Source organism: Geodermatophilus obscurus DSM 43160, assembly GCF_000025345.1.
Lineage (GTDB): Bacteria > Actinomycetota > Actinomycetes > Mycobacteriales > Geodermatophilaceae > Geodermatophilus > Geodermatophilus obscurus.
The window spans coordinates 150,576-174,188 of the sequence record NC_013757.1 but is presented as its reverse complement, the minus strand read 5'-3'; the positions used below and the strand labels follow the sequence as shown (position 1 = coordinate 174,188).

Annotated in this window: 24 protein-coding genes; 16 read left to right on the top strand and 8 right to left on the bottom strand. The window is 75.1% G+C overall.

Annotated elements, in window-relative coordinates; translation table 11 throughout:
• From GOBS_RS26970 to GOBS_RS00805, 3 genes are read right to left on the bottom strand one after another with little or no spacing between them, the layout of a single operon-like run.
• Complete coding sequence (locus GOBS_RS26970) at positions 1 to 174, bottom strand: hypothetical protein (protein ID WP_012946413.1); 174 nt, start codon at positions 172 to 174, stop codon at positions 1 to 3.
• A 9-nt stretch (positions 175 to 183) separates the two neighbouring features.
• Positions 184 to 741 (bottom strand): hypothetical protein, encoded by a 558-nt coding sequence (locus tag GOBS_RS00810; RefSeq protein ID WP_012946412.1) that lies wholly within the window; start codon positions 739 to 741, stop codon positions 184 to 186.
• Between the two features lie 19 nt (positions 742 to 760).
• Positions 761 to 1,882: an EstA family serine hydrolase gene (locus tag GOBS_RS00805; RefSeq protein WP_012946411.1), complete on the bottom strand. Its 1,122-nt coding sequence runs from the start codon at positions 1,880 to 1,882 to the stop codon at positions 761 to 763.
• 660 nt (positions 1,883 to 2,542) lie between these two features.
• On the opposite strand from GOBS_RS00805, the gene GOBS_RS00800 reads away from it, so the two are divergent.
• The 3 genes from GOBS_RS00800 to GOBS_RS00790 are packed head-to-tail and all read left to right on the top strand — an operon-like array spanning position 2,543 to position 6,658.
• Positions 2,543 to 5,197 (top strand): FtsX-like permease family protein, encoded by a 2,655-nt coding sequence (locus GOBS_RS00800; protein WP_166487237.1) that lies wholly within the window; start codon positions 2,543 to 2,545, stop codon positions 5,195 to 5,197.
• Positions 5,187 to 6,017: an ABC transporter ATP-binding protein gene (locus GOBS_RS00795; protein ID WP_012946409.1), complete on the top strand. Its 831-nt coding sequence runs from the start codon at positions 5,187 to 5,189 to the stop codon at positions 6,015 to 6,017. The genes GOBS_RS00800 and GOBS_RS00795 overlap by 11 nt, the downstream gene beginning before the upstream one ends.
• Positions 6,014 to 6,658 carry an ABC transporter ATP-binding protein gene (locus GOBS_RS00790; protein WP_012946408.1) on the top strand — a complete coding sequence of 215 codons (645 nt, stop codon included), beginning with the start codon at positions 6,014 to 6,016 and terminating at the stop codon, positions 6,656 to 6,658. Before GOBS_RS00795 ends, GOBS_RS00790 begins: the two co-directional genes overlap by 4 nt.
• A 120-nt stretch (positions 6,659 to 6,778) precedes the next feature.
• On the opposite strand, the gene GOBS_RS00785 is transcribed toward GOBS_RS00790, so the two are convergent.
• Positions 6,779 to 7,150, bottom strand: coding sequence for a PPOX class F420-dependent oxidoreductase (locus tag GOBS_RS00785; protein WP_012946407.1), 372 nt, complete (start codon positions 7,148 to 7,150; stop codon positions 6,779 to 6,781).
• Complete coding sequence (locus GOBS_RS00780; RefSeq protein ID WP_012946406.1) at positions 7,147 to 7,569, bottom strand: DUF6069 family protein; 423 nt, start codon at positions 7,567 to 7,569, stop codon at positions 7,147 to 7,149. The genes GOBS_RS00785 and GOBS_RS00780 overlap by 4 nt, the downstream gene beginning before the upstream one ends.
• Positions 7,570 to 7,661: 92 nt before the next feature.
• Here GOBS_RS00780 and GOBS_RS00775 point away from each other — a divergent pair, with 92 nt between their 5' ends.
• Positions 7,662 to 8,096, top strand: a complete 435-nt coding sequence (locus GOBS_RS00775; RefSeq protein ID WP_012946405.1) for a MarR family winged helix-turn-helix transcriptional regulator — start codon at positions 7,662 to 7,664, stop codon at positions 8,094 to 8,096.
• 58 nt (positions 8,097 to 8,154) lie between these two features.
• Here the strand turns inward: GOBS_RS00775 and GOBS_RS00770 are convergent, their stop codons facing one another.
• The 3 genes from GOBS_RS00770 to GOBS_RS00760 all read right to left on the bottom strand — a co-directional run bounded on the left by GOBS_RS00770 (position 8,155) and on the right by GOBS_RS00760 (position 11,011).
• Entirely contained in the window at positions 8,155 to 9,240 is a 1,086-nt protein-coding gene (locus tag GOBS_RS00770; protein ID WP_012946404.1) for an alkene reductase, read from the bottom strand.
• A gap of 58 nt (positions 9,241 to 9,298) precedes the next feature.
• Complete coding sequence (locus tag GOBS_RS00765; RefSeq protein ID WP_243697607.1) at positions 9,299 to 9,964, bottom strand: response regulator transcription factor; 666 nt, start codon at positions 9,962 to 9,964, stop codon at positions 9,299 to 9,301.
• 318 nt (positions 9,965 to 10,282) lie between these two features.
• On the bottom strand, positions 10,283 to 11,011 hold the full coding sequence (locus GOBS_RS00760; RefSeq protein ID WP_012946402.1) for a LuxR C-terminal-related transcriptional regulator: 729 nt from the start codon (positions 11,009 to 11,011) through the stop codon (positions 10,283 to 10,285).
• A 386-nt stretch (positions 11,012 to 11,397) separates the two neighbouring features.
• Between GOBS_RS00760 and GOBS_RS00755 the strand changes: the two genes are divergently transcribed.
• From GOBS_RS00755 to GOBS_RS25015, 12 genes are all read left to right on the top strand, one after another.
• Positions 11,398 to 11,724: a TcmI family type II polyketide cyclase gene (locus tag GOBS_RS00755; protein ID WP_012946401.1), complete on the top strand. Its 327-nt coding sequence runs from the start codon at positions 11,398 to 11,400 to the stop codon at positions 11,722 to 11,724.
• 28 nt (positions 11,725 to 11,752) lie between these two features.
• Entirely contained in the window at positions 11,753 to 13,465 is a 1,713-nt protein-coding gene (locus GOBS_RS00750) for an acetyl-CoA carboxylase carboxyltransferase subunit alpha (RefSeq protein WP_012946400.1), read from the top strand.
• The gene (gene accB / locus GOBS_RS00745; protein ID WP_243697606.1) at positions 13,462 to 13,995 is read left to right on the top strand and encodes an acetyl-CoA carboxylase biotin carboxyl carrier protein; all 534 of its coding nucleotides are present in this window, start codon (positions 13,462 to 13,464) and stop codon (positions 13,993 to 13,995) included. Before GOBS_RS00750 ends, accB begins: the two co-directional genes overlap by 4 nt.
• Positions 13,992 to 15,509 (top strand): acetyl-CoA carboxylase biotin carboxylase subunit, encoded by a 1,518-nt coding sequence (locus GOBS_RS00740; RefSeq protein ID WP_166487235.1) that lies wholly within the window; start codon positions 13,992 to 13,994, stop codon positions 15,507 to 15,509. Before accB ends, GOBS_RS00740 begins: the two co-directional genes overlap by 4 nt.
• Complete coding sequence (locus GOBS_RS00735) at positions 15,473 to 15,733, top strand: acyl carrier protein (protein WP_049788101.1); 261 nt, start codon at positions 15,473 to 15,475, stop codon at positions 15,731 to 15,733. Before GOBS_RS00740 ends, GOBS_RS00735 begins: the two co-directional genes overlap by 37 nt.
• A gap of 131 nt (positions 15,734 to 15,864) precedes the next feature.
• Positions 15,865 to 16,368, top strand: coding sequence for an SRPBCC family protein (locus GOBS_RS00730; protein ID WP_012946396.1), 504 nt, complete (start codon positions 15,865 to 15,867; stop codon positions 16,366 to 16,368).
• Entirely contained in the window at positions 16,365 to 17,327 is a 963-nt protein-coding gene (locus GOBS_RS00725; RefSeq protein ID WP_012946395.1) for an ACP S-malonyltransferase, read from the top strand. The genes GOBS_RS00730 and GOBS_RS00725 overlap by 4 nt, the downstream gene beginning before the upstream one ends.
• Positions 17,324 to 17,749 (top strand): cupin domain-containing protein, encoded by a 426-nt coding sequence (locus GOBS_RS00720; RefSeq protein WP_012946394.1) that lies wholly within the window; start codon positions 17,324 to 17,326, stop codon positions 17,747 to 17,749. Before GOBS_RS00725 ends, GOBS_RS00720 begins: the two co-directional genes overlap by 4 nt.
• The gene (locus GOBS_RS00715) at positions 17,746 to 19,041 is read left to right on the top strand and encodes a beta-ketoacyl-[acyl-carrier-protein] synthase family protein (RefSeq protein WP_012946393.1); all 1,296 of its coding nucleotides are present in this window, start codon (positions 17,746 to 17,748) and stop codon (positions 19,039 to 19,041) included. Before GOBS_RS00720 ends, GOBS_RS00715 begins: the two co-directional genes overlap by 4 nt.
• The gene (locus GOBS_RS00710) at positions 19,038 to 20,381 is read left to right on the top strand and encodes a beta-ketoacyl synthase N-terminal-like domain-containing protein (RefSeq protein WP_012946392.1); all 1,344 of its coding nucleotides are present in this window, start codon (positions 19,038 to 19,040) and stop codon (positions 20,379 to 20,381) included. The genes GOBS_RS00715 and GOBS_RS00710 overlap by 4 nt, the downstream gene beginning before the upstream one ends.
• A complete protein-coding gene (locus GOBS_RS00705) occupies positions 20,378 to 20,710 on the top strand; it encodes a putative quinol monooxygenase (RefSeq protein WP_012946391.1) in 333 nt (110 codons plus the stop codon). Before GOBS_RS00710 ends, GOBS_RS00705 begins: the two co-directional genes overlap by 4 nt.
• Complete coding sequence (locus tag GOBS_RS25015; protein WP_012946390.1) at positions 20,707 to 23,613, top strand: FAD-dependent monooxygenase; 2,907 nt, start codon at positions 20,707 to 20,709, stop codon at positions 23,611 to 23,613. The genes GOBS_RS00705 and GOBS_RS25015 overlap by 4 nt, the downstream gene beginning before the upstream one ends.

The window sequence follows — 23,613 nt, the reverse complement described above, 5'->3', positions numbered from 1 at the left end:
TCACCTCTCCTGAGTGGGGCGGCCCAGACGCGTCCCGGACTCATCCCGGGCCGCGTCCAGGGCCGCGAGGACGTCCTCGTGAGAGACGTGCGCCGAGTCAGTGTCGTGCGACGCCAACCAGGCGTCCGTCGTCCGCGCGATCAGGTCGGGGATGTCGCGCTCGATCCATGCCATCCACGAGTCCTACCCCGACCGCGCCTCGGCCCGCATCGCGACGGCGGTCAGCAGCTCCCACCGGATGGCCGAGCTGCCCGGCCGGACGGCGAGCCAGTAGAGGCCGAAGCGCCGCCGCGTCCCCGGGTCGGTGGCGGCGATCCGCGTCTCGCAGCTCAGCCGCGTGCCCCCGAGGGCCGGCGTCAGCCGGAACTCCATGCCGACCTTCACCCAGCCGGGCTCGGACCACTCCCGGACCCCGGCCGCGTCCAGCACCGGCGGCCGCTTCCCACCGGTCAGCCGCCAGGGCTGCAGCACACCCCCGAACAGCACGTGCCAGGGCGGGTCGGAGGCCAGCTCCGGGATCGGCACCACGTCGAGGACGGTCCGGTCGAGGCCGCCGCGCCGGCGCCCCCGACCCGCCAGCAGCACCGGCAGGGCACGCACGGCGCCGAGCAGCAGGGACACCGGCAGCGAGGAGAGCTGCAGCCGGTGCAGCTCCTCCCAGACCACGGACGGCGGCGCGTCGATCACCCGCGACTGCCGGGTGACGTGGTCGGCGTCCGGCACCACGTCGTCGAGGTCCATGCCGCTCCTCCCCCAGACCTCAGCCGAGCGCGGCGTACACCGCCCGGGTGTAGGCCGCACTGCGGTCCGAGCCCAGGATGCCCGGCGCCATCCGGTTCATGAGATAGCCGATCGTCAGCCGGCGGTCGAGGTCCATGATGATCATCGACCCGCCCCAGCCGCCCCAGAAGAAGGTCCGCCCCTCGGGCACGTACGGGACGATCGGCGAACCCAGGCAGAAGCCGATCCCGAAGCGGAACGGCGCCTCCAGCACCAGGTCCACGCCGTCGGACTGCTGGTCGAAGACCAGGTCGATCGTCCCCGGTGACAGCAGACCCTCGCCGCCCAGCGACAGCACCCGCATGGCCCGCACCAGGCCGCGCGCGTTCGTGTGCCCGTTGAGCGCGCCCAGGTCCGCCCGCCGCCACTCCGGTGAGTTCGCCGCCTTCGCCGAGGCGACCGGCGCGGTGTACGTCTTGACCATCACCGATTCCGGGTCCAGCTCCCGCGGGTCCTCGGCGGGGCGCGGCGGGGGGACGACGGGTGCGATGCGGTCCCAGTCCCACTTCCGCGCCCCGATCTGCAGGTCCGCGCCCAGCGGCTTGGCGATCTCGTCGGCCACGAACTGCTTGAAGGTGTGCCCGGTGATCCGCCGGATCACCTCACCGACCAGGTGCCCCTGGTTGTTCGCGTGGTAGCCCGACGCCGTCCCCGGCTCCCACCACGGCGCCTGCGCGGCCAGCCGCTCGGTCGCGGTCTGCCAGTCGTACATGTCCCGGATCGAGAACGGGCGCTCCCAGCCGGAGACGCCCGAGGTGTGCGACAGCAGGTGGCGCACCTCGACGTCCTTCTTGCCCTTGGCCGCGAACTCGGGCCAGTAGTCGGCGACCGGCGCGTAGACGTCCAGCTCGCCGCGCTCGACCAGGACCAGCGCGGCCAGCGCCAGGACCGTCTTCGTCGTCGACCAGCCGTTGACGATCGTGTCCTCGGTCCACGGGGTGGTCCGGTCGAGGTCGCGGTACCCGCCCCACAGGTCGACGACGGTCTCCCCGTCGAGGTCGACGGCGATCGACGCCCCGAGCTCGTCGCCGTCCAGACCCTGCTCGAACGCCTCCCGCACGCCGGAGAAGCGGTCGTTGCAGCTGCCGTGCACCTCGGCCATGGAGCCTCCTCGTCGCGGCACGACCCCGGTGTCGCGCCGCGACGATCACACCACGGCCACACCCGTCCCCATGGGGTCGTGAGCCAGTCGAGCACCAGGCGCCGCCGCGCGGTGGGCAGGACAGGAGGGACGACGAGCTCGACGACGGTCAGTGCACGGAACAACGGGTGCGGCCTGCCACTGGTCCGCATCGCCGCCGGCCGAGCCAGGCCATCCAGGAAGGTGGTGACACACAGCGTCCGTCCGCACCCGGCGCCCGTCGAGGCCTGGATCGCGCGCCAGCGACCAGGCCCCAGGCCCCTGCGCTGCCCACCACACCGCGTAGAAGCGCAGCACGCTGTCGTTGCCGGCCACGGTGGGCGCCCCGCCCGGGATGGCGGCTGTCCCCCGGAGCGCCACCGACGTCCCCGTTACCGCCGCCACCGCCCCCACGGCCACCAGGAGTCCTCGGATCAGCCGGGCCGCGCGGTCTGCCGATGTGTCGAGGGAGCGACCTGGCAGCGTCATCCGGGGGAGTCTGGCAGTCCAGGTCCGCGCGCCGACCGTGGGCACCGGGGCGAGGTGGCGGGCGACCTCACCGTCCGCCGACACGCCGGACGAAGCCCCCGGGACCGCTAGGTTCCCGCCATGTTCCGGCCGCGGCGGTCACGCTCGTGGCCCGTGCTGCGCCGGCTCCGCATCCTCTTCCTCCCCGTCCCGGGCCAGGCGCTCGGCCTCCTGCTGCTCGCGGTCGTGCTGGGCAGCGCACTCGTGTCGGTCCCGCTCGTGCCGGCCGCCGCCGAGCAGGGCGCCTGGGAGCGCGAGCGGGCCCGCCAGGACCAGGCCGTCGGCGCCACGCTCTCCTCCTCGACCCAACCGCTGGCCCAGGCGTCCTCACCTGCCCGCATCGCCCGCGCGTCCGCCCTGGACGCCGCGGTCGTTGAGACCATCGAGGCCGAGGGCCTCCCCAGGCCCCTGTCGCTGGTCCGCCTCCGCAACGCGCTGTTCACCGACGTCCCGGACGGCGTGGTGCGCACCCAGCTGGTGGCCAAGACCGGCTGGGAGGACCAGGTCGACCTCCTCGACGGCGAGATCTCCGACCGCGGCGTCGTCGTCCCCGAGCGCCTCGCCGAGCGGGCCGGCGTCGGACCCGGCGACCAGCTCACGGGGCGGTCCAGGGTCGGCGACGGCGCGGCCACCGTGCTCGTCACCGGTGTCTACGCCGAACCGGCCACGCCCCTGCCCGACTTCTGGGCCGCCCAGAGCGCCCTCTTCCAGCCGGGGACCGACCCCGCCACCGGCGAGCCCGTCCCCGCGCCGCCGGTCGTCCTCGCGCCGCAGGACGTCGTCGTCGCCACCGCGGCCGCCGCCGGTCAGGACCTCCTCCTCGAGTGGTCCCTCCCGCTGCAGCCCGGCGCCGGCGTCGACGACGCACGCGCCGCCGCCGACCGGTTCGCGGCGCTGCAGGCCCGGCTGGCCGACCTGGACTCGCCCGTCTCCCGGCTCGCCGTGGTCGAGGGCTTCGACCGGCCGGTGCTGCGCAGCGGCCTGCCCGACGTCCTGGCCGGTGTGGACCGCACGGTCGAGCTGCTCCGCCCGCCGGTGCGCGCCGTGGGGATCGGCGGTGTGGCGGCTGCCCTGGTGCTCGTCGGCGCCTGGGCCGCCCAGCGGGTCCGCCGCCGCGATACCGAGCTGCGCGCCTTGGTCGCGCGCGGGCTCTCCCCCGCCCGCGGCGCCGGGCACGCCGTGCGCGAGGCCCTGCTGCCCGTCCTGGCCGGCGCCGCGCTCGGCGGTGCGGCCGGCGGACTGCTGCTCGCCCTGCGCGGCCCGGCCCCCGGCCTGCCGGCCGGCGCCGTCCCCCAGGCGCTCGCCGTGCTGGGCCTCGGCTGCCTGGCCGCCCTCGTCGCGGTCGGCGCCGTCACCGCCGCGCTCGTCACCCGCCTCGACCAGCTCGGCCGGGGGCCGCTCGCGCACGCCCTGGGCCGCGTCCCTTGGGTCGCCGTCACGGCCGCGGTCGCCGTCGTCACCGCCGTCCCGGCGGTCACCGGCAGCCGGGACGGCGGCCGGCTCGACCTCCTCACCCTCGTCCTGCCCGTGCTGGTCACGGTGGCCGTCGTAGGCGCGCTCACCGCCGTGCTCCCCCGCCTGGCCGATCGGCGCATCGACCGGCTGCCACCCACGGCGTCCCTGGCGCTGCGGCGGGTGCTCGCCGGGCGCGGGGCGGCGCGGCTCGTCGTCGTGACCACGGCGCTGTCTACGGGGCTGGTGCTCTACGCCGGGGCGCTGGCCGGCTCCGCCGACCGCACCCTCGCCGCCAAGGCTGCGGTCAGCACCGGTGGGGACGTCGTCGTGCCGCTGGTCCGCCGGACCACCGAACCCGGCCCGCTGCCCGCCGGCGCGACCCTCGTGGGAACCGAGCGGGGCGTCACGCTGGTCCCCGGTGAGGTGACCGCCGACCTGCTGGTGGTCGAGCCCGACGAGGTCCTCGACGTGCTGCGGTGGGACCGCGCCCTGGCCGACCGGCCGCCGTCGGAGCTGCTCGCGGAGCTGACCGGGTACGACGGCGACCGGGTGCCCGCCCTCCTCGCCGGTCCGGTCCCCGACGCGGTGGCCGCCTCCCCGGAGCTCACGGCCACCTTCTTCAGCTACTACTCCCTGCCGGTGCAGGTCGTCGGCCGGGCCGCGGCCTTCCCCGGGCAGGCCTCCCGCGCACCGCTGCTCGTGGTGCCCTGGGACGCCGTCGGCGCGGCGCTGCAGGCCGCCGACCGCGATCCCCTCCAGGTGTTCGACCGCCAGGTGTGGGCGCCGGGGGAGCCGGCGCCGCTGCTGGCCGCGCTCACCGCGGCCGGGTACGCCTACGACGAGGGCGGCGTGACCACGGCGGGTGCCTTCGCTGCACAGCCGGAGGTGCAGGCCCAGGCGTGGTCGCTGGCCTACCTGCGAGCGGTCGCGCTCGCCGCCGGACTGCTCGGCCTGCTCGGCGTCGCGGTCCACGCGCTCGCCCAGCAGCGGCGGCGCACCGTCGCGGCACTGCTGCTCACCCGCATGGGGCTGCCCCGCAGGTCGGCCCGCGCCGCCACCGCCCTCGAGCTGGGCCTGCTCACCGGCCTGGGCGCCGCGGTCGCCGCAGTGGTGGCCCTACCGGTGTCCGCGCTGGTGATCCGGCTGCTCGACCCCGCACCGGCGCTGCTGCCGGGCGCGTTGTCCGTGGTCCCGTGGAGCAGCATCGTCGCCGTCCTGGGGGGTCTGCTCGCCGTGACCGCGGGCGCCACGCTGCTCGCGAGCCGGTCCGCCCGGACGACGCCGGCCGGGGAGGTGCTGCGCGATGCGCCGTGACGGGAGGCCGGCCGCCGTGTGCGAGGGGCTGGTGCGCATCCACACCGCCCGGAGCGGCCCGGTGCACGCCCTGCGCGGCATCGACGTCGTCATCCCCGCCGGCCGGCTGACGGCGATCACCGGGCCGTCGGGTTCGGGCAAGACCTCGCTGCTGCGCATTCTCGCCGCACTCGACCGGCCCACCGCCGGGAGCGCGGAGGTCGCCGGACACGTCCTCGACGAGCTGTCCGCGCGCCGGCTGCGAGCGGTGCGCCGCCGGCACATCGGCTACGTGTTCGCCCGCCCCAACGCCAACCTGCAGCCGCACCTCACCGGGCGGGAGCACCTCGACCTCGCCGCCCGCTACCGCGGCACCGGCCGGGCCGAGGCCCGCGAACAGGGCGACGCGCTGCTCGACCTGCTGGGGCTGACCCACCGCGCCGGCTCGCTGCCCGGCCGGCTCTCCGGCGGGGAGCAGCAGCGACTCGCCTTCGCCCAGGCCATGGTCGGCCGGCCCGCTCTCGTGGTGGCCGACGAGCCCACCAGCGAGCTGGACTCCGCGACGACGGTCGAGCTGCTCGCCGGCGTCGCCGAGCTCACCCGCTCCGGCACGACGGTCGTCATGGCCACCCACGACCGGCTGGCCGCCGACGCCGCCGACCAGGTCGTGCACCTGCGCTCCGGCACCGTGGCGCACGAGGAGGTGGCCGGACGGCGGCTCGCGGTGGTCGACGGCAGCGGCCGAGTGCAACTGCCCGAGGCAGCGCTGCAGCGGTTCCCGGGGCGCCGCGTCCTGATCGAGGAGACCGCCGACGGCGTCCTGCTGCGGGACCCGTCGTGACGACGGCGCTGCGGGCGAGCCGCTTGGAGAAGACCCACCGTCGCGGCGGGGAGCAGGTGCACGCACTGCGCGGCGTCGGCATCGAGGTCGAGGCCGGCCGGCTGGTCGCGCTGATCGGCCGGTCGGGGTCGGGCAAGACGACGCTGCTCAACTGCCTGCTCGGCTGGGAGCGCCCCGACCGCGGGGAGGTCGAGGTCCCGGGTGTCCGGGACCCGGCCGCCGCGCCGTGGACGACCGTCGCCGTCGTCCCCCAGCGCTTCGGGCTGCTCGACGAGCTCGGCCTCGCGGACAACGTGGCGCTGGCCGCGCGCCTAGCCGGGCTGCCCCGGCCGCGCGAGGCGGCGGTCGAGGCGCTCGGCGAGCTGCGGTTGGCGCACCTGGCGGACCGGCTGCCCGGCGAGGTGTCGCTCGGCGAGCAGCAGCGCACCGCGCTGGCCCGGGCTCTCGTCGTCCGGCCGGCGTTCCTGGTCGCTGACGAGCCCACCGGGCAGCTCGACGAGGAGCTGACCGGCCATGTGCTCACCCGGCTGCGGGTGGCCTGCGCGGCCGGCACGGGGGTGCTGGTCGCCAGTCACGACCCCGCCGTCGTCGCCGCGGCCGACCGGGTGGTCCGGCTGGAGGACGGCCGGCTGGTCGACTAATCCGTGCCACCCCGCGCGGGTGAGACACGACGGGGATGCGGCCGATCCGGCACCGGCACGTGCCTGGGGTGCCGATCAGGAGGACAGGCGGCGATCGACCAGGACGTCCCCGCGGGGGTCTCAGCCCTCCAGCCCCCACGAGACGATCGTCCGCGGGTGGATCCGGATGAGCGCCTCGCCACCCGGCGGCGCCTCGACGGTCTCCGCCAGGCCCTGCAGCGTGACGCACCGCGGACGCCACGGCGGCAGGACGTCGTCCACCACGAACGCCGCCCTGGGGTTGGCCTGCACGTTGCGGTACTTCCGCGTCGACGCGAACCTGCGCCCGCTGACGTCGATGGTCCCCAGCTCAGCGTTGTAGCTCCACCCCACGGGGACGACGTGCGGCTGCCCGGCCGCGTCCGCGGTGGCGAGCCGACCCAGCCGCCGCTCCCCCAGCAGGTACGCCAGCTCGGCGTCGGTGAAGCAGACCGCGGCCACCGGCGCGGTCACCGCTGCACCGCCCTCGGCAGCAGCGGGACCAGCACCAGGGCGACGACCACGTGCAGAGCCAGGAGGACGACGACCGACGCCGTCCCCACCCCCATGGCGACCGGCCCACCCAGCGACAGCAGCAGCACGGCCACCGCGAACGCCCGCCACACCGCCTCCGCGCGCGCGACCGTCCGCACCAGCAGCGCGAGCAGCGCCCACCCGAGGACGCCGGCCACCGCGGCCGCAGCGACGACAGACCCGGGACCCACCGCCTGGGCGGCGCCCTCCGTCCCGCCCCGCAGGTCCACCCCGAGCAGCGGGACGGCGACGGCCCAGGTGAGGACCGCGGCGCCCGCCGCACCCGCAACCGCCAGGGCTGCGGGGCGGACGGCGAGACGACCGCGGGAGCGCAGGCTCGGAGCAGCTGACCTGGTCATGGGACGCACCTCTTCCGGTAGATTCGTTAGCCGCCTAACGAGATGACCGGAAGGTTAGGCGCATAACGATCTGACCGGCAAGAGGGAGCGCCATGGACTTCGCCCGGGCGAAGCGGGTCAACGACGCCGTCCGCTCGCTCGCGATGCGTCACCGTGCCGCCGCGGCGCAGGTGCTCGCCCCGCTCGGGCTGCACCCGGGTCAAGAGGTGCTGCTCCTGGAGCTGTCCGCGCACGGCAGCCGCACCCAGGCCCAGCTGGCGGTGGCCAGCGGCTGCGAGCCGCCGACGATCACCGGCAGCGTGCGCAAGCTGGAGAGTGCCGGGCTCCTCGTCCGCCGCCCGTCCCCCACCGACGGCCGGGTGACCATCGTCGAGCTCTCCGACCGCGGCCGGTCGCTGGTGCCCGCCCTCGAGGCCGCCTGGTGCGAGCTGGCCGAGCGCACGGTGGCCGGCCTGTCCACCGATCCGGACCGGCTCACCGCCTCGCTGGGCGAGATGACCGCGGGCCTCGACCCCGCAACCGCCTGACGACACGCTGAGGGCCCTCCCGGTCAGATCGAGGGGGCCCTCAGCGTGTGTTCGGGGCTCAGCCGGCCTTGCGGGCCTCCAGCGTCGGGTAGTCGGTGTAGCCCTCGGCGCCGGGCGCGTAGAAGAGGTGCGCCTTCGGCTCGTTCTCCGGGTGCTCGCCCTGCCAGCGCTCGACCAGGTCGGGGTTGGCGATCACAGCGCGGCCCACGGCGACGGCGTCGGCGTGGGCGGCCTCGATGAGGCGCACCGCCTCGTCGCGCGTGGTGACCGAGCCGAAGCCGCTGTTGGCGACCAGCGGCCCGCCGAAGCGCTCGCGCAGCTCCTGCACCAGCTCACCGGCCGGCTCGGAGTGCAGCACCGACAGGTAGGCCAGGCCCAGCGGGCGCAGCTGGTCGACCAGCGCCCCGTAGGTGGCCCGGACGTCGTCCCGGTCGGTCTCGTAGGCGTCCTGGATGTTGTGCTCGGGGGAGATCCGCAGGCCGACCTTGCCGGCGCCGATGGCCGCGGCCACCGCGGTCACCACCTGGACAACGAAGCGTGCCCGGTTCGCAGGCGTGCCGCCGTACTCGTCGGCGCGCCGGTTGGACGCCGGCGAGAGGAACTCGTGCAGCAGGTAGCCGTTCGCGCCGTGGATCTCCACGCCGTCCAGCCCGGCCTCGACGGCGCGCCTGGACGCGGACACGAAGTCCTGCAGCGTCTGGCGGGCCTCGTCGACGGTCAGCGCGTGCGGCACCGGGTACGGCTGCTTGCCCTTCTCGGTGTGACCCTCGCCGTCGATCGCGATCGCGCTCGGGGCCACGACGCGGCGGCCACCGTTGACGTCGGGGTGGGTCACCCGGCCGCCGTGCATGACCTGCAGGACGATCCTGCCGCCGCGGGCGTGCACGGCGTCGGCGACGCGGCGCCAGCCCTCGACCTGCTCGTCGGTGACGATGCCGGGCTGGCCGACGAAGGCCTGGCCCCCGTGGTTCGGGTAGGTGCCCTCGGTGATGATCAGCCCGACACCGGCGCGCTGCCGGTAGTGCTCGACGACGAGGTCACCGGGGACGCCGGAGGCGCCGGAGCGCATGCGGGTGAGCGGAGCCATCACGATGCGGTTGGCGAGCTCGATGTCGCCCAGGGTCACAGGAGAGAACAGGTCCACGGGTGGTTGTGACGCCGCGACGGGGGTGTCCCATTCCGGACCGCCACCGTCACGGTGCTCACAGTGCGGCCTGCTGCGGACCGGCCGCCGACGAGCTCTCCCGGGTGACCAGGATGGCCAGCTCGGTCCGGGAGCGGACACCGAGGCGGCGCATCGACGCGGTCAGGTGGCTCTTCACCGTCGCCAGGCTGAGGAACAGCCGGCCGGCGATCTCCTCGTTGCTCAACCCCTGGGCCACCAGCTCGGCGACCTCGCGCTGCCGGTAGGTCAGCCGGTCGAGGGCCCGCGGCTCGAGAGCGGACCGCCGCTGCGGCCCGGACGTCAGGTGGTGCACGAGGTGGCTGGTGGCCGCGGGGTCGAGCGCCGCCTCGTGCCGGGCGAGCGCCCGCACGCCGTCGACGAGCCGCTGCGCCCCCGACCGGCGCGGCAGGAACCCCCGCACCCCGGCCTGCAGGATCTCCACGAGCTCCGGCTCCGACTCCGTCTCCGGCTCGGCGAGCACGAGCACCGCCGTGTTCCGCCGGCACAGGGTGCGCAGCAGCGGGAGCGCGTCACCGGCGACCAGGCCCTGCCGGACGACGACGACCACGGTGCCCTCGCCCTCGGTGGCCTCGAGGGCCTCGGGGAGGTGGGACGTCTCGGCGACGACCGCCATGTCCGGCTCGGCCTCGAGCACGACCCGCAGTCCGATGCGGAACACCTCGCGGTCCTCGCACAGCAGCACGCACACCAGGGTGGTCGGCGAAGGCACCGCGTGCGGGCGGACGGGTGCGGGCCGGGCGTGCCGGGGGCTCGGGATGAGCCCCGCGGCGCCCCGACGGTGGAGACGTGGAAGTTCCGTTCCTGTGCCGACCGCGTCCTGGTCCATGCCGTTCCCCCTGTGTCCGGCCTGGTCAGGCCCCGCCCGACGAGCCGACAGATCCGACACGCGTCCGTCTCCTCCGGACTGTAGCGACTCTAGCCTCAAACCCGCAGGTTGTGTCCAGCCCATTCCCAGCGTCTTCCCAGAAACACCCCGAGAACCCCCTCGAACCCCGAGGCCTCAGCTCCGGGCCGGGCTGAGGCCCCACTCCGAGCCCGGGCCCGCACTGCGGTGCACGTGGATCGCCAGCTGTGTGCGGTCCCTCAGTCCGAGCCGGCGCAGCGCCACCGTGATGTGGCCCTTGACGGTTGCCTTGCTCACCTCCAGGCGGGCGGCGATCTCCGCGTTGGTCAGGCCCTCCGCCACGAGTCCGGCCACCGCCTGCTGCCGGGCGGTCAGCGGTCCGTGGGCCGCCGCCCGGTCCCCGCCGGCCGTCCGCGGCGCGCCGTCCAGGCGGTGCAGCAGCTCCCCGGTGACGCTGGCGTCGAGCACGGTCTCCCCGCGGGCCACCGCTCGCACGCACTCCACCAGCCGCTGGGGGCTGGCGGTGGTGTGCACGTAACCGCGCGCCCCCGCCCGCAGGACGTCGACCAGGTCGCTGCCGGCACCGGCCTCGCCGAGCAGCACGACCCGGATCCCCATCCCGGTCAGCTCGCGCACCAGGTCCTGCAGCAGCGGCCCCTGCCCGTCGAGGCCCACCAGGGTGACGTCCGGCCGGACCATGCCGGCCAGCGACAGCGCCTCGCGGACGCAGTCCGCCTCGGCCACGACGCTGAGCCCGGGGATCCGGCGCAGGACCGTGCGAAGACCGTGGCGCAGGACCTCGTGGTCGTCGCAGATGAGCACCCGGACCGGCGGACCGGCGCTCGACCCGGCCGAGTCGGGGACGGCGTCATCCGGTCCGGTCATACGTGTCAGCTCCGCTCCTGCCCGTCCTGCGTCGGGCCCTGCCGGGTGGGTCCCGGAAGTTAGGCCGCTCCGGTACCCGTCGCCACACCTGTACGCAGGGCAAGGGCGAAACCACCGGCGAGTTCATACCCAGGTCGCGGGTCAGCCCCTACCGCGTGGGGGGTCGTACACCCAGAGGTCGGAGGGGGACGGTCCCCAGGGAGGAACCGACCGCACCCTCCGGACGGTGTCCGTGCTCCTCCGGACGGGCCGGTCGCACGCCACCCGCCCCCTGTGGACGTGCCCCTGAACTGGACCTGTGGCCGATGCCGTAGGTCCCGGCCCCGACCTAGCGTCGTTGCATCCCCGAGCCCCTCCCCCGGGCCGCAGCGACGCTGGGAGTCCCCGTGCACCAGACGATGATCATCGCCAAGATGGCACCGACCGACGCCGACAAGGTGGCCGACATCTTCGGCCGCTACGACGCCACCTCGATGCCCCACGAGATCGGCGTGCGGAACCGCTCGCTGTACCAGTTCCACGGCATCTACGTGCACCTCATCGACTTCGACCGGCCGGCGTCCGAGGCGATGCGCGTCGCCCAGGGCCTGCCGGCCTTCCGCGCCGTGAGCGAGGACCTGCGGCCGTACATCGAGGCCTACGACCCCAACTGGCGCTCACCGCAGGACGCGATGGCCCGTCGCTTCTACCACTGGACGTCGGCCCCGGAGTGAGACCGCTCCGAGCGACTGAGAGGCCGTCATGACACGTTCCTCGACGACCACGGCCGCAGCCGTACAGGCCGCGCCCGACCAGGCCGGATGGGTGTGCTGCCCCGACTGCGGGTGGCTGCTGTACCGCAAGCGGCTCGACCGCAACCTGCACGTCTGCCCGGAGTGCGACCACCACCTGCGGCTGAGCGCGCGGGCCCGGATCGTCCTGCTCACCGACCCGGGCAGCTTCAGCGAAGTCGCGTTCCAGCCGGGCACGCCCGACCCGCTGGCCTTCACCGACCTGCGCGACTACCCCGACCGGCTGGCCGACGCGGCACGGCGCTCCGGCGAGTCGGAGGCCGTCGTGGTCGGCATCGCCCGCATCGGCGGTGCCGAGACGGTCGTCGCGGTCATGGACTTCGCCTTCCTCGGCGGCAGCATGGGCGTCGAGGTCGGCCGGCGGGTGAGCGGCGCCGCGGAGCTGGCCCTCGAGCGCGGTCTGCCCCTGGTCACCGTGTGCGCCAGCGGCGGGGCCCGGATGCAGGAGGGCGTCTTCTCGCTCTTCCAGATGGCCCGGGTCAGCGAGGCGTTCGGCCGGCTCCGCGAGGCCGGCCTGCTCTCGGTGTGCGTCCTCACCGACCCGACCTACGGGGGCGTGTCCGCCTCCTTCGCCACCCTCGCGTCGGTGCTGGTCGGCGAGCGGGGCGCGCACGTCGGCTTCGCCGGGCCGCGCGTGGTCCAGGAGACCATCCGCGCCGAGCTGCCCGACGACTTCCAGACCGCCGAGTTCCTCCTCGCGCACGGCCTGGTCGACCGGGTCGAGAGCCGCGGTGACCTGCGGCCGCTGCTGGTCCGGCTGCTCGCCCTCCACGGGGCCGGCGTCCCCGACGAGGCACCGGACGACGGCGGGGAGGCCTGCGTCGCCGCGAGCGACGTGGAGGAGGCCGACCCGTGGGACGTCGTCCAGCGGGCGCGGGACGTGGACCGGCCGACGACCCTGGACTACCTGCACACGGCGTTCGACGACTTCGTCGAGCTGCACGGCGACCGGTCCTTCGCCGACGACGCCGCCGTGGTGGGCGGGGTCGCCTCGATCGGCGGCCGCACCGTCGTCGTCATCGGCCAGGAGAAGGGCCACACGGTCCGCGAGCGGGTCGCCCGCAACTTCGGGATGCCGCACCCCGAGGGCTACCGCAAGGCGCTGCGGCTGCTCGACCACGCCGAGACCTTCGGGTTCCCGGTCGTCACCCTCGTCGACACCCCCGGCGCCCACCCGGGACCCGAGGCCGAGGAGCGCGGGCAGTCGCACGCGATCGCCGAGACGATCATGCGCAGCAGCCGGCTGCGGGTCCCGGTCGTCTCCGTGGTCACCGGGGAGGGCGGCAGTGGCGGCGCGCTGGCGCTGTGCACCTCCGACCGGCTGCTGGTGCTGGAGAACGCCTACCTGTCGGTCATCAGCCCCGAGGGCTGCGCAGCGATCCTGTGGCGGACGGCGGTGGCCGCACCGACCGCCGCCCGCGCGATGCGGCTGGGCGCGGCCCACCTGCGGGCGTCGGGCATCGCCACCTCGGTGGTGCCCGAGCCCCCGGGCGGTGCCCACACCGACCCGGCCGCGGCCGCCCGCCTGCTGCGGCAGGCCCTGGTCCGCGAGCTCGACGACGTCTGCCGCCTCGACGTGGCGACGCTGATGGACAGCCGGTCCCGACGGCTCGACCGCATCGGCGGGGACGAAGGCCGGACCCTGCAGCCGGTGGAGGGATGACCGTGCACCCCAGCGAGATCTCCCCGCGGATGGGCGCCACGCCGCCACCGGAGCCGGACCAGGGGGCCCGCGACCTGCGCGACGAGGTCGTGGCACTGGCCCGCAGCCTCCCCGGCGGGCTGCGCCGGCTGACCGTGCGCAACGGCGACCGCGCCATCGAGGTCGAGTGGGCCACCGACGCCCCGGGGACCGGCTCCTCCGCGCCCGGAGCCCCGGCGCCCGCCGTGTCGGCCGCCTCCGACGACCGGCCCGACGCGGGCGCGGAGGCGGCCGAGGCGGCAGGGGCGGTCCGCTCCCCCCTCGTCGGCACCTTCTACGCGGCGCCGTCGCCCGGGGCCGACCCGTTCGTCCGCGTCGGCGACGAGGTCGAACCGGGACAGACCGTCGGGATCGTCGAGGCGATGAAGCTGATGAACCCGATCCTCGCCGACGAGGCGGGGGTGGTCGCCGAGGTCCTCGTCGGCGACGCCGAGTCGGTCGAGTACGACCAGGTCCTCATGCGGCTGCGGCCGACGGGGCGGGCCCGGTGATCGGCCGCATGCTCGTCGCCAACCGCGGCGAGATCGCCGTCCGGGTGGCCCGGGCCTGCCGCGAGCTCGGCATCGAGGTCGTCGCCGTCTACTCCACCTCCGACCGGAACTCCGCCGTCGTCGACCTGGCGGACGAGGCCGTGCACATCGGGCCGCCGGCGCCGCGGCGCAGCTACCTGCACGTGGCCAACATCGTGGAGGCGGCCCTGCGCACCGGCGCCGACGCGGTCCACCCCGGCTACGGCTTCCTGTCCGAGGACCCGGACTTCGCCGAGATCTGCGCCGCGGAGGGGCTGACCTTCGTCGGCCCGCCGCCGGCGGTGATGCAGCAGATGGGCAACAAGGCGACCGCGCGCCGGCTCATGGCCGACGCCGGCCTGCCGCTGCTGCCGGGCGTCGTCGAACCGGTGGGCAGCGTCGACGAGGCCCGGGAGGTCGCCGCGCGGATCGGCTACCCGCTGATCATCAAGGCGGCGGCCGGCGGCGGCGGGCGGGGCATGACCGTCGTCCGCGAGGCGGCGGACCTGGCCGACGCGTTCACCACCACCCGCGCCACCGCCCGCGCGGTCTTCCGCGACCCCGCCGTCTACCTCGAGCGCCACCTCGCCCGGGCGCGGCACGTGGAGGTGCAGATCCTCTGCGACACCCACGGCAACGGCGTCTCCCTCGGCGAGCGGGACTGCTCGCTGCAGCGGCGGCACCAGAAGCTCCTCGAGGAGGGGCCGGCCGGCCACCTCAGCCCCGAGCAGCGCGCGGAGCTCGGCCGGCTGGCGGTGCACGGCGCGCTGTCGGTGGGCTACACCGGCGCCGGGACGATGGAGTTCCTGGTCGACGGGTCCGGGTCGGCCTACTTCATGGAGATGAACGCCCGGATCCAGGTCGAGCACCCGGTCACCGAGCTGCTCACCGGCGTGGACCTCGTCCGCGAGCAGATCCTGGTCTCCGCCGGCCGGCGCCTGCAGCTGACCCAGGCCGACGTCGTCCCCCGCGGTGCGGCCATCGAGTGCCGGATCAACGCCGAGGACCCCACCCGGGGCTTCGCCCCGGCACCCGGCCGGCTCGACGTCCTGCAGGTGCCTAACGGGCCGTGGACCCGGTTCGACACCGGCTACCGGCAGGGCGACACCGTCCCCCCGGACTACGACTCGCTGCTCGGCAAGCTCGTCGTCTGGGCCCCCGATCGGGAACAGGCCATCCGCCGGATGGACCGCGCCCTGGCCGAGCTGCGGGTCGAGGGCCCCGGCGTGCACACCACCGTCGCGCTGCACCGGGCCCTGTTGCGGGACCCCGACGTCACCGCCGACCGCCACGACGTCCAGTTCCTCGACCGGCAGCTGCCCGAGGTGCTCGCCCGTGCCGCGTCGCTCGCCGACGCCCCGGAACCGGGCCTCCCGGCCGCCCGCGGCTCCCTGTCGCTCGTCCAGACCCCGGCTGCAGAAGCGCAGCCGGACTCCACCCCACCGGAAGGACCGACACCGTGCCCGACACGACCTTCACTCTCAGCGACCTCATGAACCTGCTCAGCGAGAAGGCGGGGCTGCCCAGGACGTCGCACACGACGGACCCGGACGCCCACTTCGCCGACATCGGCCTGGACTCGCTGGCCTTCCTGTCCATGCAGACCGAGCTGCAGGACCGCTTCGGCACCGAGATGCCCGATGACAGCCCGGACCACTACACGCTCGGCCAGATCGTCGAGCACGTCGACGCCGCCCAGAAGTCCGCCGGGATGGCCTGAGAGCCGAAGGACCCCCCTGCCCCCACCACTCGTAGAAGGACCCCGTCCTCCTCACCGCTCGCAGGCTCGCGGCGAGCCTCCGGACGGGGCCGGAGGCCGTCACATCCGTCGACATCCCAGGAGGGACCCCCGTGAGCAGCACTGTCGAGCCGGGCACCGCCACCGCCGGGCACACGGACAACTCGATCTACATCGACGCCCCGATCGACCACGTCTGGGCGATGACCAACGACCTGCCGTCGTGGCCGGACCTGTTCACCGAGTACGCCGAGGTGGAGATCCTCGCCTCGACCGAGAACTGGTTCCGGTTCCGGCTCAAGATGCACCCGGACGAGAGCGGGCGGGTCTGGAGCTGGGTCTCCGAGCGCACGCTCGACGAGGCGGCCCACGAGGTGCGCGCCCGGCGGGTGGAGCCCGGCCCCTTCGAGTTCATGGACATCCGGTGGAACTACGCCCCGGAGGGGTCCGGCACCCGGATGCGCTGGGTGCAGGACTTCCGGATGCGCCCGGAGGCCCCCATCGACACCGAGGGGATGACCCGGCGGATCGACGCCAACAGCAAGGTACAGATGGGGATCATCAAGGACAAGGTGGAGGCGGCGGCCGCCGCCCGGTCCGGGGAGCCGGCGACGTGACCGGCACCGCCGTCGTCCTCGCCGGGGAGGCCGGCGTCCGGGCCGGCGCGGTCGACGCCTGGCTCGAGGACGCGGCGGCCCGCGCGGTGGTCGACGAGGCCTCCGCGGTGGTGGGGCGCGACGTGGCCACGTGGTGGCGCGACCCGCTCAACCTCTGCTGCGACACCACGGCCGCCCACGTCGAGGTCGTGGTCAGCGGGATCGCCGGCTACCGCAGCCTGACCGAGCGTGGCCTGCGGCCGGTCGTCGTCGCCGGGCACGGAGTCGGCGAGTACGCCGCCCTGGTGGCCGCCGGCGCGCTCCCCCTGGACCAGGTCGTGGAGCTGGTCCACTGGCGCGCCGAGCTGCTGTCGCTGTCGCCGCGCCCGTCCTGCGCGGGCATGGCGGCCGTCGTCGGACCCGGCGCCGGCGAGGTGGCCCGCGCGGTCGTCGAGGACGTGGGCGACACCGGGGCGCTGGCGGTCGCGGCGGTCGACGGGCCGTCCCAGGTCCTGCTCGCCGGCGGCTGCGAGGCGCTGGCGCGGGCACGGGAGACCGTGCTCGCCGCCGGGCTGGAACTGGTCCGGCTGCCCGGGCGCACCGCCTGCCACGGCCCGCTCGTCGCGCCGGTCGCCCGGCACCTCGGCGCCGCCTTCGCCGACCTCGAGTGGTCCGAGCCGGACGTGCCCGTCGTCCCCAACGCCGACGGCCGGCCGACGCGGGACCCCGAGCAGCTCGCCCGCTGCCTGCGCGCCCACCTCACCTCGCCCGTGCAGTGGGAGGCCACCTCCCGCGCGCTGGTCGAGGCCGGGGCGACCGAGGTCGTCGAGGTGGCTGCCGTCCCGGTCCTGGGGCCCCTCATCCGCCAGGTCCACCCCGACCTCCCGGTGCACCTCGCCGCCGGGCCCGGGACACCGCTCCCGACCACACCCCTGGAGCCCGCTCCCGCGGTGCCCGTCCACACCGGAGGAGAGACATGACCACCATCCAGCACCCCCCGTCGGCCAAGGTGCGCTGCGGACCCACCGTCCACCGCGCCGACACGCCCCCGAACCGCCGGCGCGGCGGCGACATCCGCGTCCTGCTGTCGCCGGCCAGCGTCGGCTCCACCGCCGGGTTCATGGGCACCCTCACCCTCGAGCCCGGCGAGGTCGTCACCGAGCACTGGCACCCGTACTCGGAGGAGTTCCTCTACTGCCAGAGCGGGGACGTCCTGGTGACCCTGGACGGCGAGGAGCGGCGGCTGACCGGCGAGTCCGCCGTCCACATCCCGATCGGGGTGCGGCACCGCATCGTCAACGACTCCGCGACGACGGCCACCTTCGTCTTCCTCTGCGGCCCGCTGGCGCCGCGACCGGAGCTGGGCCACGTCGACACCGAGCCGTCGCCGGGCGTGCGGTGAGCGCCTCTCGACGGCGGGTCGTCATCACCGGGATCGGCGTGGTCGCACCCGGGTCCATGGGCCGCGAGGGCTTCTGGGAAATGATCACCGCCGGCCGGACGGCGACCCGCCGGATCACCTTCTTCGACCCGAGCCGCTTCCGGTCGCAGGTGGCCGCCGAGGTGGACTTCGACGGCCGGAAGCTGGGCCTCACCGCCCAGGAGGTGCACCGCAACGACCGCTTCGTGCAGTTCGCGCTGGTGGCGGCGGACGAGGCGGTCGCCGACAGCGGGCTGCGCATGGGGGTCGGCGGTGCCCCGGACGCGCCGGAGCCCGAGCGGGTCGGGGTCACCATCGGCAGCGCCGTCGGGGCCACGACCCGGCTGGAGGACGAGTACGTCCAGGTCAGCGACGCCGGCAAGCACTGGCTGGTCGACCCCCGCTACGCCTCCCGGTTCCTCCACCAGGCCCTGGTGCCCAGCTGCGCGGCCACCGAGGTGGCCGTGCGGTTCCGGGCGCAGGGCCCGGGGACGGTGGTGTCCACCGGTTGCACGTCGGGCATCGACGCGGTCGGCTACGGCAGCCAGCTGATCGAGGACGGCGACGCCGACGTGGTGCTCGCCGGTGCCAGCGACGCGCCGATCTCGCCGATCTCGATGGCCTGCTTCGACACCATCCGGGCGACGACGGGCAACAACGCCGACCCGGAGCACGCCTCCAAGCCCTTCGACGCCCGCCGCGACGGCTTCGTCATGGGTGAGGGCTCGGCGGTGATGGTCCTGGAGGAGCTGGAGCACGCCCAGCGGCGGGGCGCGGAGATCTACTGCGAGGTCACCGGCTACGCCAACCGCTGCAACGCCTTCCACATGACCGGCCTGCGTCCGGACGGCGTGGAGATGTCCGAGGCCCTGGACCAGGCACTGGCCCAGGGGCGGATCGACGGCAGCGAGGTCGGCTACGTCAACGCCCACGGGTCGGGGACCAAGCAGAACGACCGGCACGAGACCGCCGCGGTCAAGCTGAGCCTCGGCGAGGCCGCCTACAGCGTGCCGATGAGCTCGCTCAAGTCGATGGTGGGGCACTCGCTGGGCGCCATCGGCTCGATCGAGATCGCCGCCACCGCGCTCGCCGTGCAGCGGCAGGTCGTCCCGCCGACGGCCAACTACGAGGTGCCCGACCCCGAGTGCGACCTGGACTACGTCCCCAAGACCGCCCGCGACCACAAGGTCGACGTCGCCGTCTCGGTGGGCAGTGGGTTCGGCGGTTTCCAGTCGGCCATCGTGCTGGCCAAGCCCGATCGGAGGCCCGCATGACCGAAACGACCGTCATCAACGACGAGGGCGTGGTCACCGAGGTGGCCGGCTACGCCCGGGACACCGCCCCCGAGGGCCGGGCGATCACCGCACCCCCGCGCGGGACCACCCGGCTGCTGGTCACCGGCATCGGCGTCGTCGCCCCCACCGGCGTCGGCGTCGAGGAACACTGGCGGTCCCTGCTGCGCGGGGAGCTGGCGGTGCGCCCCATCGAGGGCTTCGACGCCTCGCGGTACGGGGTGACCGTCGCCGGGCAGGTGCGCGACTTCGACCCCGAGCAGTACGTCGTGCCACAGCTCAAGGTGCAGACCGACCGGTGGTCGTGGATGTCGCTGGCCGCGGCGACGCTGGCCGCCGAGGACGCCGGCTACATCCCGCCGGAGGAGGCCTACGCCACCTCGGTGTTCCTCGCCGCCGGCTCCGGCGGCAACGAGTTCAGCCAGCACGAGATCCAGGGGCTGTGGGCCAAGGGCCCCCGGTCGGTGGGCGCCTACCAGTCCATCGCCTGGTTCTACGCGGCCAGCACCGGCCAGGTGTCGATCCGCGACGGCTACAAGGGCCCCTCCGGCGTGGTCGTCAGCGAGGGCGCCGGCGGGCTGGACAGCATCGGCTGGGCGCGGCGGGTGGCGCGCCGCGGCACCCCGGCCGTGCTGGTGGGCGGCACCGAGGCCGGCGTGACGCCGTACGCGCTGCTGTGCCAGGTCACCAGCGGGCGGCTGTCCACCGCCCCGCGCCCGGAGGACGCCTACAAGCCCTTCGACGAGCGGGCCAACGGCCACGCCATCGGCGAGGGCGGCGCGATCCTGCTGCTCGAGGAGGCCGACGCCGCACGAGCCCGTGGTGCGCAGCGCGTGTGGGGCGAGGTGATCGGCTACGGCGCCACCCACGACGCCCACCACCACGAGGACCCGGCACCCGACGCGACCCAGTACACGCGCGCGATCCGGCTCGCGCTGGCCGACGCCGGCGTGGCGCCGGAGGAGGTGGGCCTGGTGGTCGCCGACGGCGCCGGCGTCCCCGAGCTCGATGCGTTGGAGGCGCAGGCGATCACCGCGGTGTTCGGCGAGCGCGGCGTACCGGTGACCGCGCCGTCGTCCTGGACCGGCCGGCTCATGGCCGGCGGGTCGGCGCTCAACGTGGCGACCGCCCTGCTCGCCATGCGCGACGGGGTGCTGCCCGCCACCGGCAACGTCAACCGGCCGGTGGCGGAGTACGGGCTGGACCTGGTGCTCGAGAACCGCGAGCGCGACCTCGACGTCGTCGTCGTCCTCGCCCGGGGCTTCGGGGGCTTCAACAGCGCCCTCGTCCTGCGCCGGTACGAGGAGGAGGAGTCGGGATGACGACCGTCCCGCCGACGGGGGTGCGCACCGTGCTGCGGATGCGCACCCGAGAGGGCTGCGAGGCGGAGTTCGAGGCCGCCTGGCGCCGGGCCGCCGCCGAGATCAGCCGGGTGCCGGGCAACCTGCGCCAAGAGCTGATCCGCGACGCCGACGACCCCCGTACCTTCCTCATCACCAGCGACTGGACCGACCGGGCCGCGGTCGACGAGTTCGGCCGCAGCAGCGCCCGCGAGACGCTGACCGAGGCGTTGCGCGACCTCCGCGAGGACGCGGCCCGCAACACCTACGAGGTGCTGGCCACCGTCCCGGGCGTGCAGGGGACGGCATGACGGCGGCGCCGGAGGGCGGCGGTCGGGCGGCGGTGCGGACCCTCCTGCGGATGCGCGCGCAGGAGGGCTGCGAGGCGGAGTTCGAGGCCGCCTGGCGCCGGGCCGCCGCCGAGATCAGCCGGGTGCCGGGCAACCTGCGCCAGGAGCTGATGCGCGACGAGGGCGACCCGCGCTGGTTCGCCATCGTCAGCGACTGGACCGACCGGGCGTCGGTGGACGCCTTCGGGCGCAGCGAGGCCCGGGAGACGCTCACCGAGGCACTGCGCGACCTGCGCGAGGACGCCACCCGCTCGACGTTCACCGTGCTGGCGACGGTGGACGCCGAGCGGCCCCGGCCGGTGCGCATCGACTTCTCCACCAGCGTCAAGCCGGGCGAGCAGGTGGCCTTCGAGCGCGCGTACACGACGGTCACCGAGCGGATCGGGGACTCGCGCGGGTACGTGCGCGAGGAGCTGCTGCGGGACGACAGCGGCCTGCGCTACCACATCTTCGCGGAATGGGAGTCCGAGGACGACTTCGTGCAGTGGGTCGAGGACCCCTCCCACATGGCGGCCGGCGCCCCGCTGGCCCGGTGGCACTCGGTGGAGTTCCGGCGTGAGGTGCTGGAGATCCGCCGGCGGCCCGACGCGGACGCCGACTTCCCGCCGCTGGACTCGCCCGGCGGGGACGTCGAGGTGGAGCGGGTGCGCGTCGACTCCGCCGTCGCCGTCGAGCCCTGGGAGCAGGAGGCCTTCGAGCTCGCCTACCTCGCCGCCGCGCAGCTCGCCCGCAGCGCCCCCGGCCACGCGCGCGAGGAGCTGCTGCGCGAGCCCGACGGGCGGCGCTACCACGTCGTCGCCGAGTGGGACTCCGAGCGGCACTTCACCGACTGGACGGCGGAGCCGGCGAACTGGGTCGCCGGCCCGCTCGGCCGGTGGCTGGCGAGGGGTGAGGACCGCAGGGTCTTCGCGCTGCGCGTGCGACCGGTGCCGCCAGCGGAGACCGCCGCGGCCGGGACGCTGCCCGCGCAGCAGCCGGCCGCCGTCGACGCCGTCGTCCCCGACGGCGTGCCCGTGGCGCCGGAGCCGGACCTGGAGGTGGTGGCCGGTCAGCCGGTGCAGCTGTCCGCAGAACAGGCCGCCGGCACCGAGCCGGCCCTCACCAGCACGGTGCCCAGCGCCAGCGTGCAGGAGTTCGTCGAGAAGCCGGACGACCAGCACGCCCCCGCCGCGGCGGCGCTGCCGGCCCCGGCGGCGGACGTCGCCGCGCGGCCCGGTCGGGCGGTCGAGGTGCTCGTCGTCGGCGCCGGCCCGGCCGGCCTGACCCACGCGATCGAGCTGGCCCGCCGCGGCATCGCCGTCCGCGTCGTGGACAAGCGACCCCAGGCGTCCACCCAGGCGGACAAGGCGATCGGCATCCACTGCCGGACGATGGAGATCTGGGAGGACCAGGGCATCGTCACCGAGGCGATGGACGCCGGGATCTGGCTGTACGGCCAGACGGTGTTCGTCAACGGCGAGCAGACCCACCAGGTCGACTGGGCCGGCCTCGACGAGCTGCCCTACGCCCACCTCGGGCTGCCGCAGTACGACACCGAGCGCATCCTCGGCGCCAAGCTGGCCTCCCTCGGCGTGGTCGTCGAACGCGGGGTCGAGCTGGTCGGCTTCACCCAGGACGACGAGGGCGTCACCGCGCAGCTGCGGCACGGCTCCGGCGAGGGGGAGACCACCCGGGCGCAGTACCTGGTCGGCTGCGACGGGGCGCACAGCGCCGTCCGCTCCGGGCTGGGGCTGGCCTTCGAGGGCGGGCTGTCGATGTTCCCGCAGCTGTTCATGCTCGGGGACGTCGACGTCGACTGGGACCTGCCGGCCGGGCACCTGGTGCGCTTCGTGCGCATCGAGAACGGCGACGACTTCACCGGGATGCTCGTCTGCGTCCCCCTCAAGGGCCGCAACCGCTACCGGATCGCGACCCTGGCCCCCCAGCGGTGGCAGGACGCGGTCGGCTCCGGCGTCGTCCCGCCCGGGTTCTGGCAGGAGTACGAGCCGCCGACGCTGGCCGACATGCAGGCCGCGATCGACGACCTGGGTCCGCCCGGGACGACGGCGAGCAACCTGCGCTGGTCGTCGATCTTCCGGATCAAGCACGGCATCGTCGACCGCTACCGCGAGGGGCGGGTCTTCGTCGCCGGCGACGCCGCGCACCTGCACCCGCCGGCCGGCGGGCAGGGGATGAACACCGGCATCCAGGACGCCTGGAACCTCGGCTGGAAGCTCGCCCTCGCCGTGCGGAGGGAGGCCGCGCCCGGGCTGCTGGACAGCTACGACGCCGAGCGCCGTCCCGCCGGGAAGATGATCGTGGACCGGGCCGTGGCCATCGCGTTCACCGACGAGATGGACATGGAGGACGAGAAGGCCCAGTTCCTGCTCGAGATGCAGATGACCATGAACTACGCCGGCAGCCCGCTGGTCGGCGAGGGGCCCGGCGGGGAGGCCTTCCCGGCCGGTCCGGAGCCCGGCCACCGGGCGCCGGACGTGCAGGGCCTGCGGCGCTTCGGCGTGGGCCACCCGCTGCGGCTGTTCGACCTCACCCGCGGCACCCGCTCCACGCTGCTGCTGCACGCCGACGCCACCGCGTCGGAGGAGCAGGTGTCGGACCTGGAGAAGCTGGCCGTCGCCGTGCGGCAGCAGACCCGCGGCGAGGTGGGGGCCTACCTCGTCGCCGCTCCCGAGGCCCGGGTGCCGCTCCTCGTCGACCTGCCCGTCGTCCGCGACGCCGAGGGCACCTTCGCCGCCGCCTACGGCACCGCGGGCGCGGGGACGGCGGCCTACCTGGTCCGCCCCGACGGTCACGTCGGCTTCCGCGGTCGCCCCCTGGACGAGGACGCCCTCCTCGACCACCTGGCCGGGGTCTTCGCGCAGTGA

What these genes read in the sequence shown, in the direction of transcription:
- GOBS_RS00720 (WP_012946394.1), top strand. Translation starts at nt 17,324, where the DNA reads ATGACCACCATCCAGCACCCCCCGTCGGCCAAGGTGCGCTGCGGACCC.
- GOBS_RS25015 (WP_012946390.1), top strand. Translation starts at nt 20,707, where the DNA reads ATGACGGCGGCGCCGGAGGGCGGCGGTCGGGCGGCGGTGCGGACCCTC.
- GOBS_RS26970 (WP_012946413.1), bottom strand. Translation starts at nt 174, where the DNA reads ATGGCATGGATCGAGCGCGACATCCCCGACCTGATCGCGCGGACGACG.
- accB (WP_243697606.1), top strand. Translation starts at nt 13,462, where the DNA reads ATGACCGTGCACCCCAGCGAGATCTCCCCGCGGATGGGCGCCACGCCG.
- GOBS_RS00775 (WP_012946405.1), top strand. Translation starts at nt 7,662, where the DNA reads ATGGACTTCGCCCGGGCGAAGCGGGTCAACGACGCCGTCCGCTCGCTC.
- GOBS_RS00805 (WP_012946411.1), bottom strand. Translation starts at nt 1,882, where the DNA reads ATGGCCGAGGTGCACGGCAGCTGCAACGACCGCTTCTCCGGCGTGCGG.
- GOBS_RS00795 (WP_012946409.1), top strand. Translation starts at nt 5,187, where the DNA reads ATGCGCCGTGACGGGAGGCCGGCCGCCGTGTGCGAGGGGCTGGTGCGC.
- GOBS_RS00750 (WP_012946400.1), top strand. Translation starts at nt 11,753, where the DNA reads ATGACACGTTCCTCGACGACCACGGCCGCAGCCGTACAGGCCGCGCCC.
- GOBS_RS00705 (WP_012946391.1), top strand. Translation starts at nt 20,378, where the DNA reads ATGACGACCGTCCCGCCGACGGGGGTGCGCACCGTGCTGCGGATGCGC.
- GOBS_RS00810 (WP_012946412.1), bottom strand. Translation starts at nt 741, where the DNA reads ATGGACCTCGACGACGTGGTGCCGGACGCCGACCACGTCACCCGGCAG.
- GOBS_RS00710 (WP_012946392.1), top strand. Translation starts at nt 19,038, where the DNA reads ATGACCGAAACGACCGTCATCAACGACGAGGGCGTGGTCACCGAGGTG.
- GOBS_RS00780 (WP_012946406.1), bottom strand. Translation starts at nt 7,569, where the DNA reads ATGACCAGGTCAGCTGCTCCGAGCCTGCGCTCCCGCGGTCGTCTCGCC.
- GOBS_RS00760 (WP_012946402.1), bottom strand. Translation starts at nt 11,011, where the DNA reads ATGACCGGACCGGATGACGCCGTCCCCGACTCGGCCGGGTCGAGCGCC.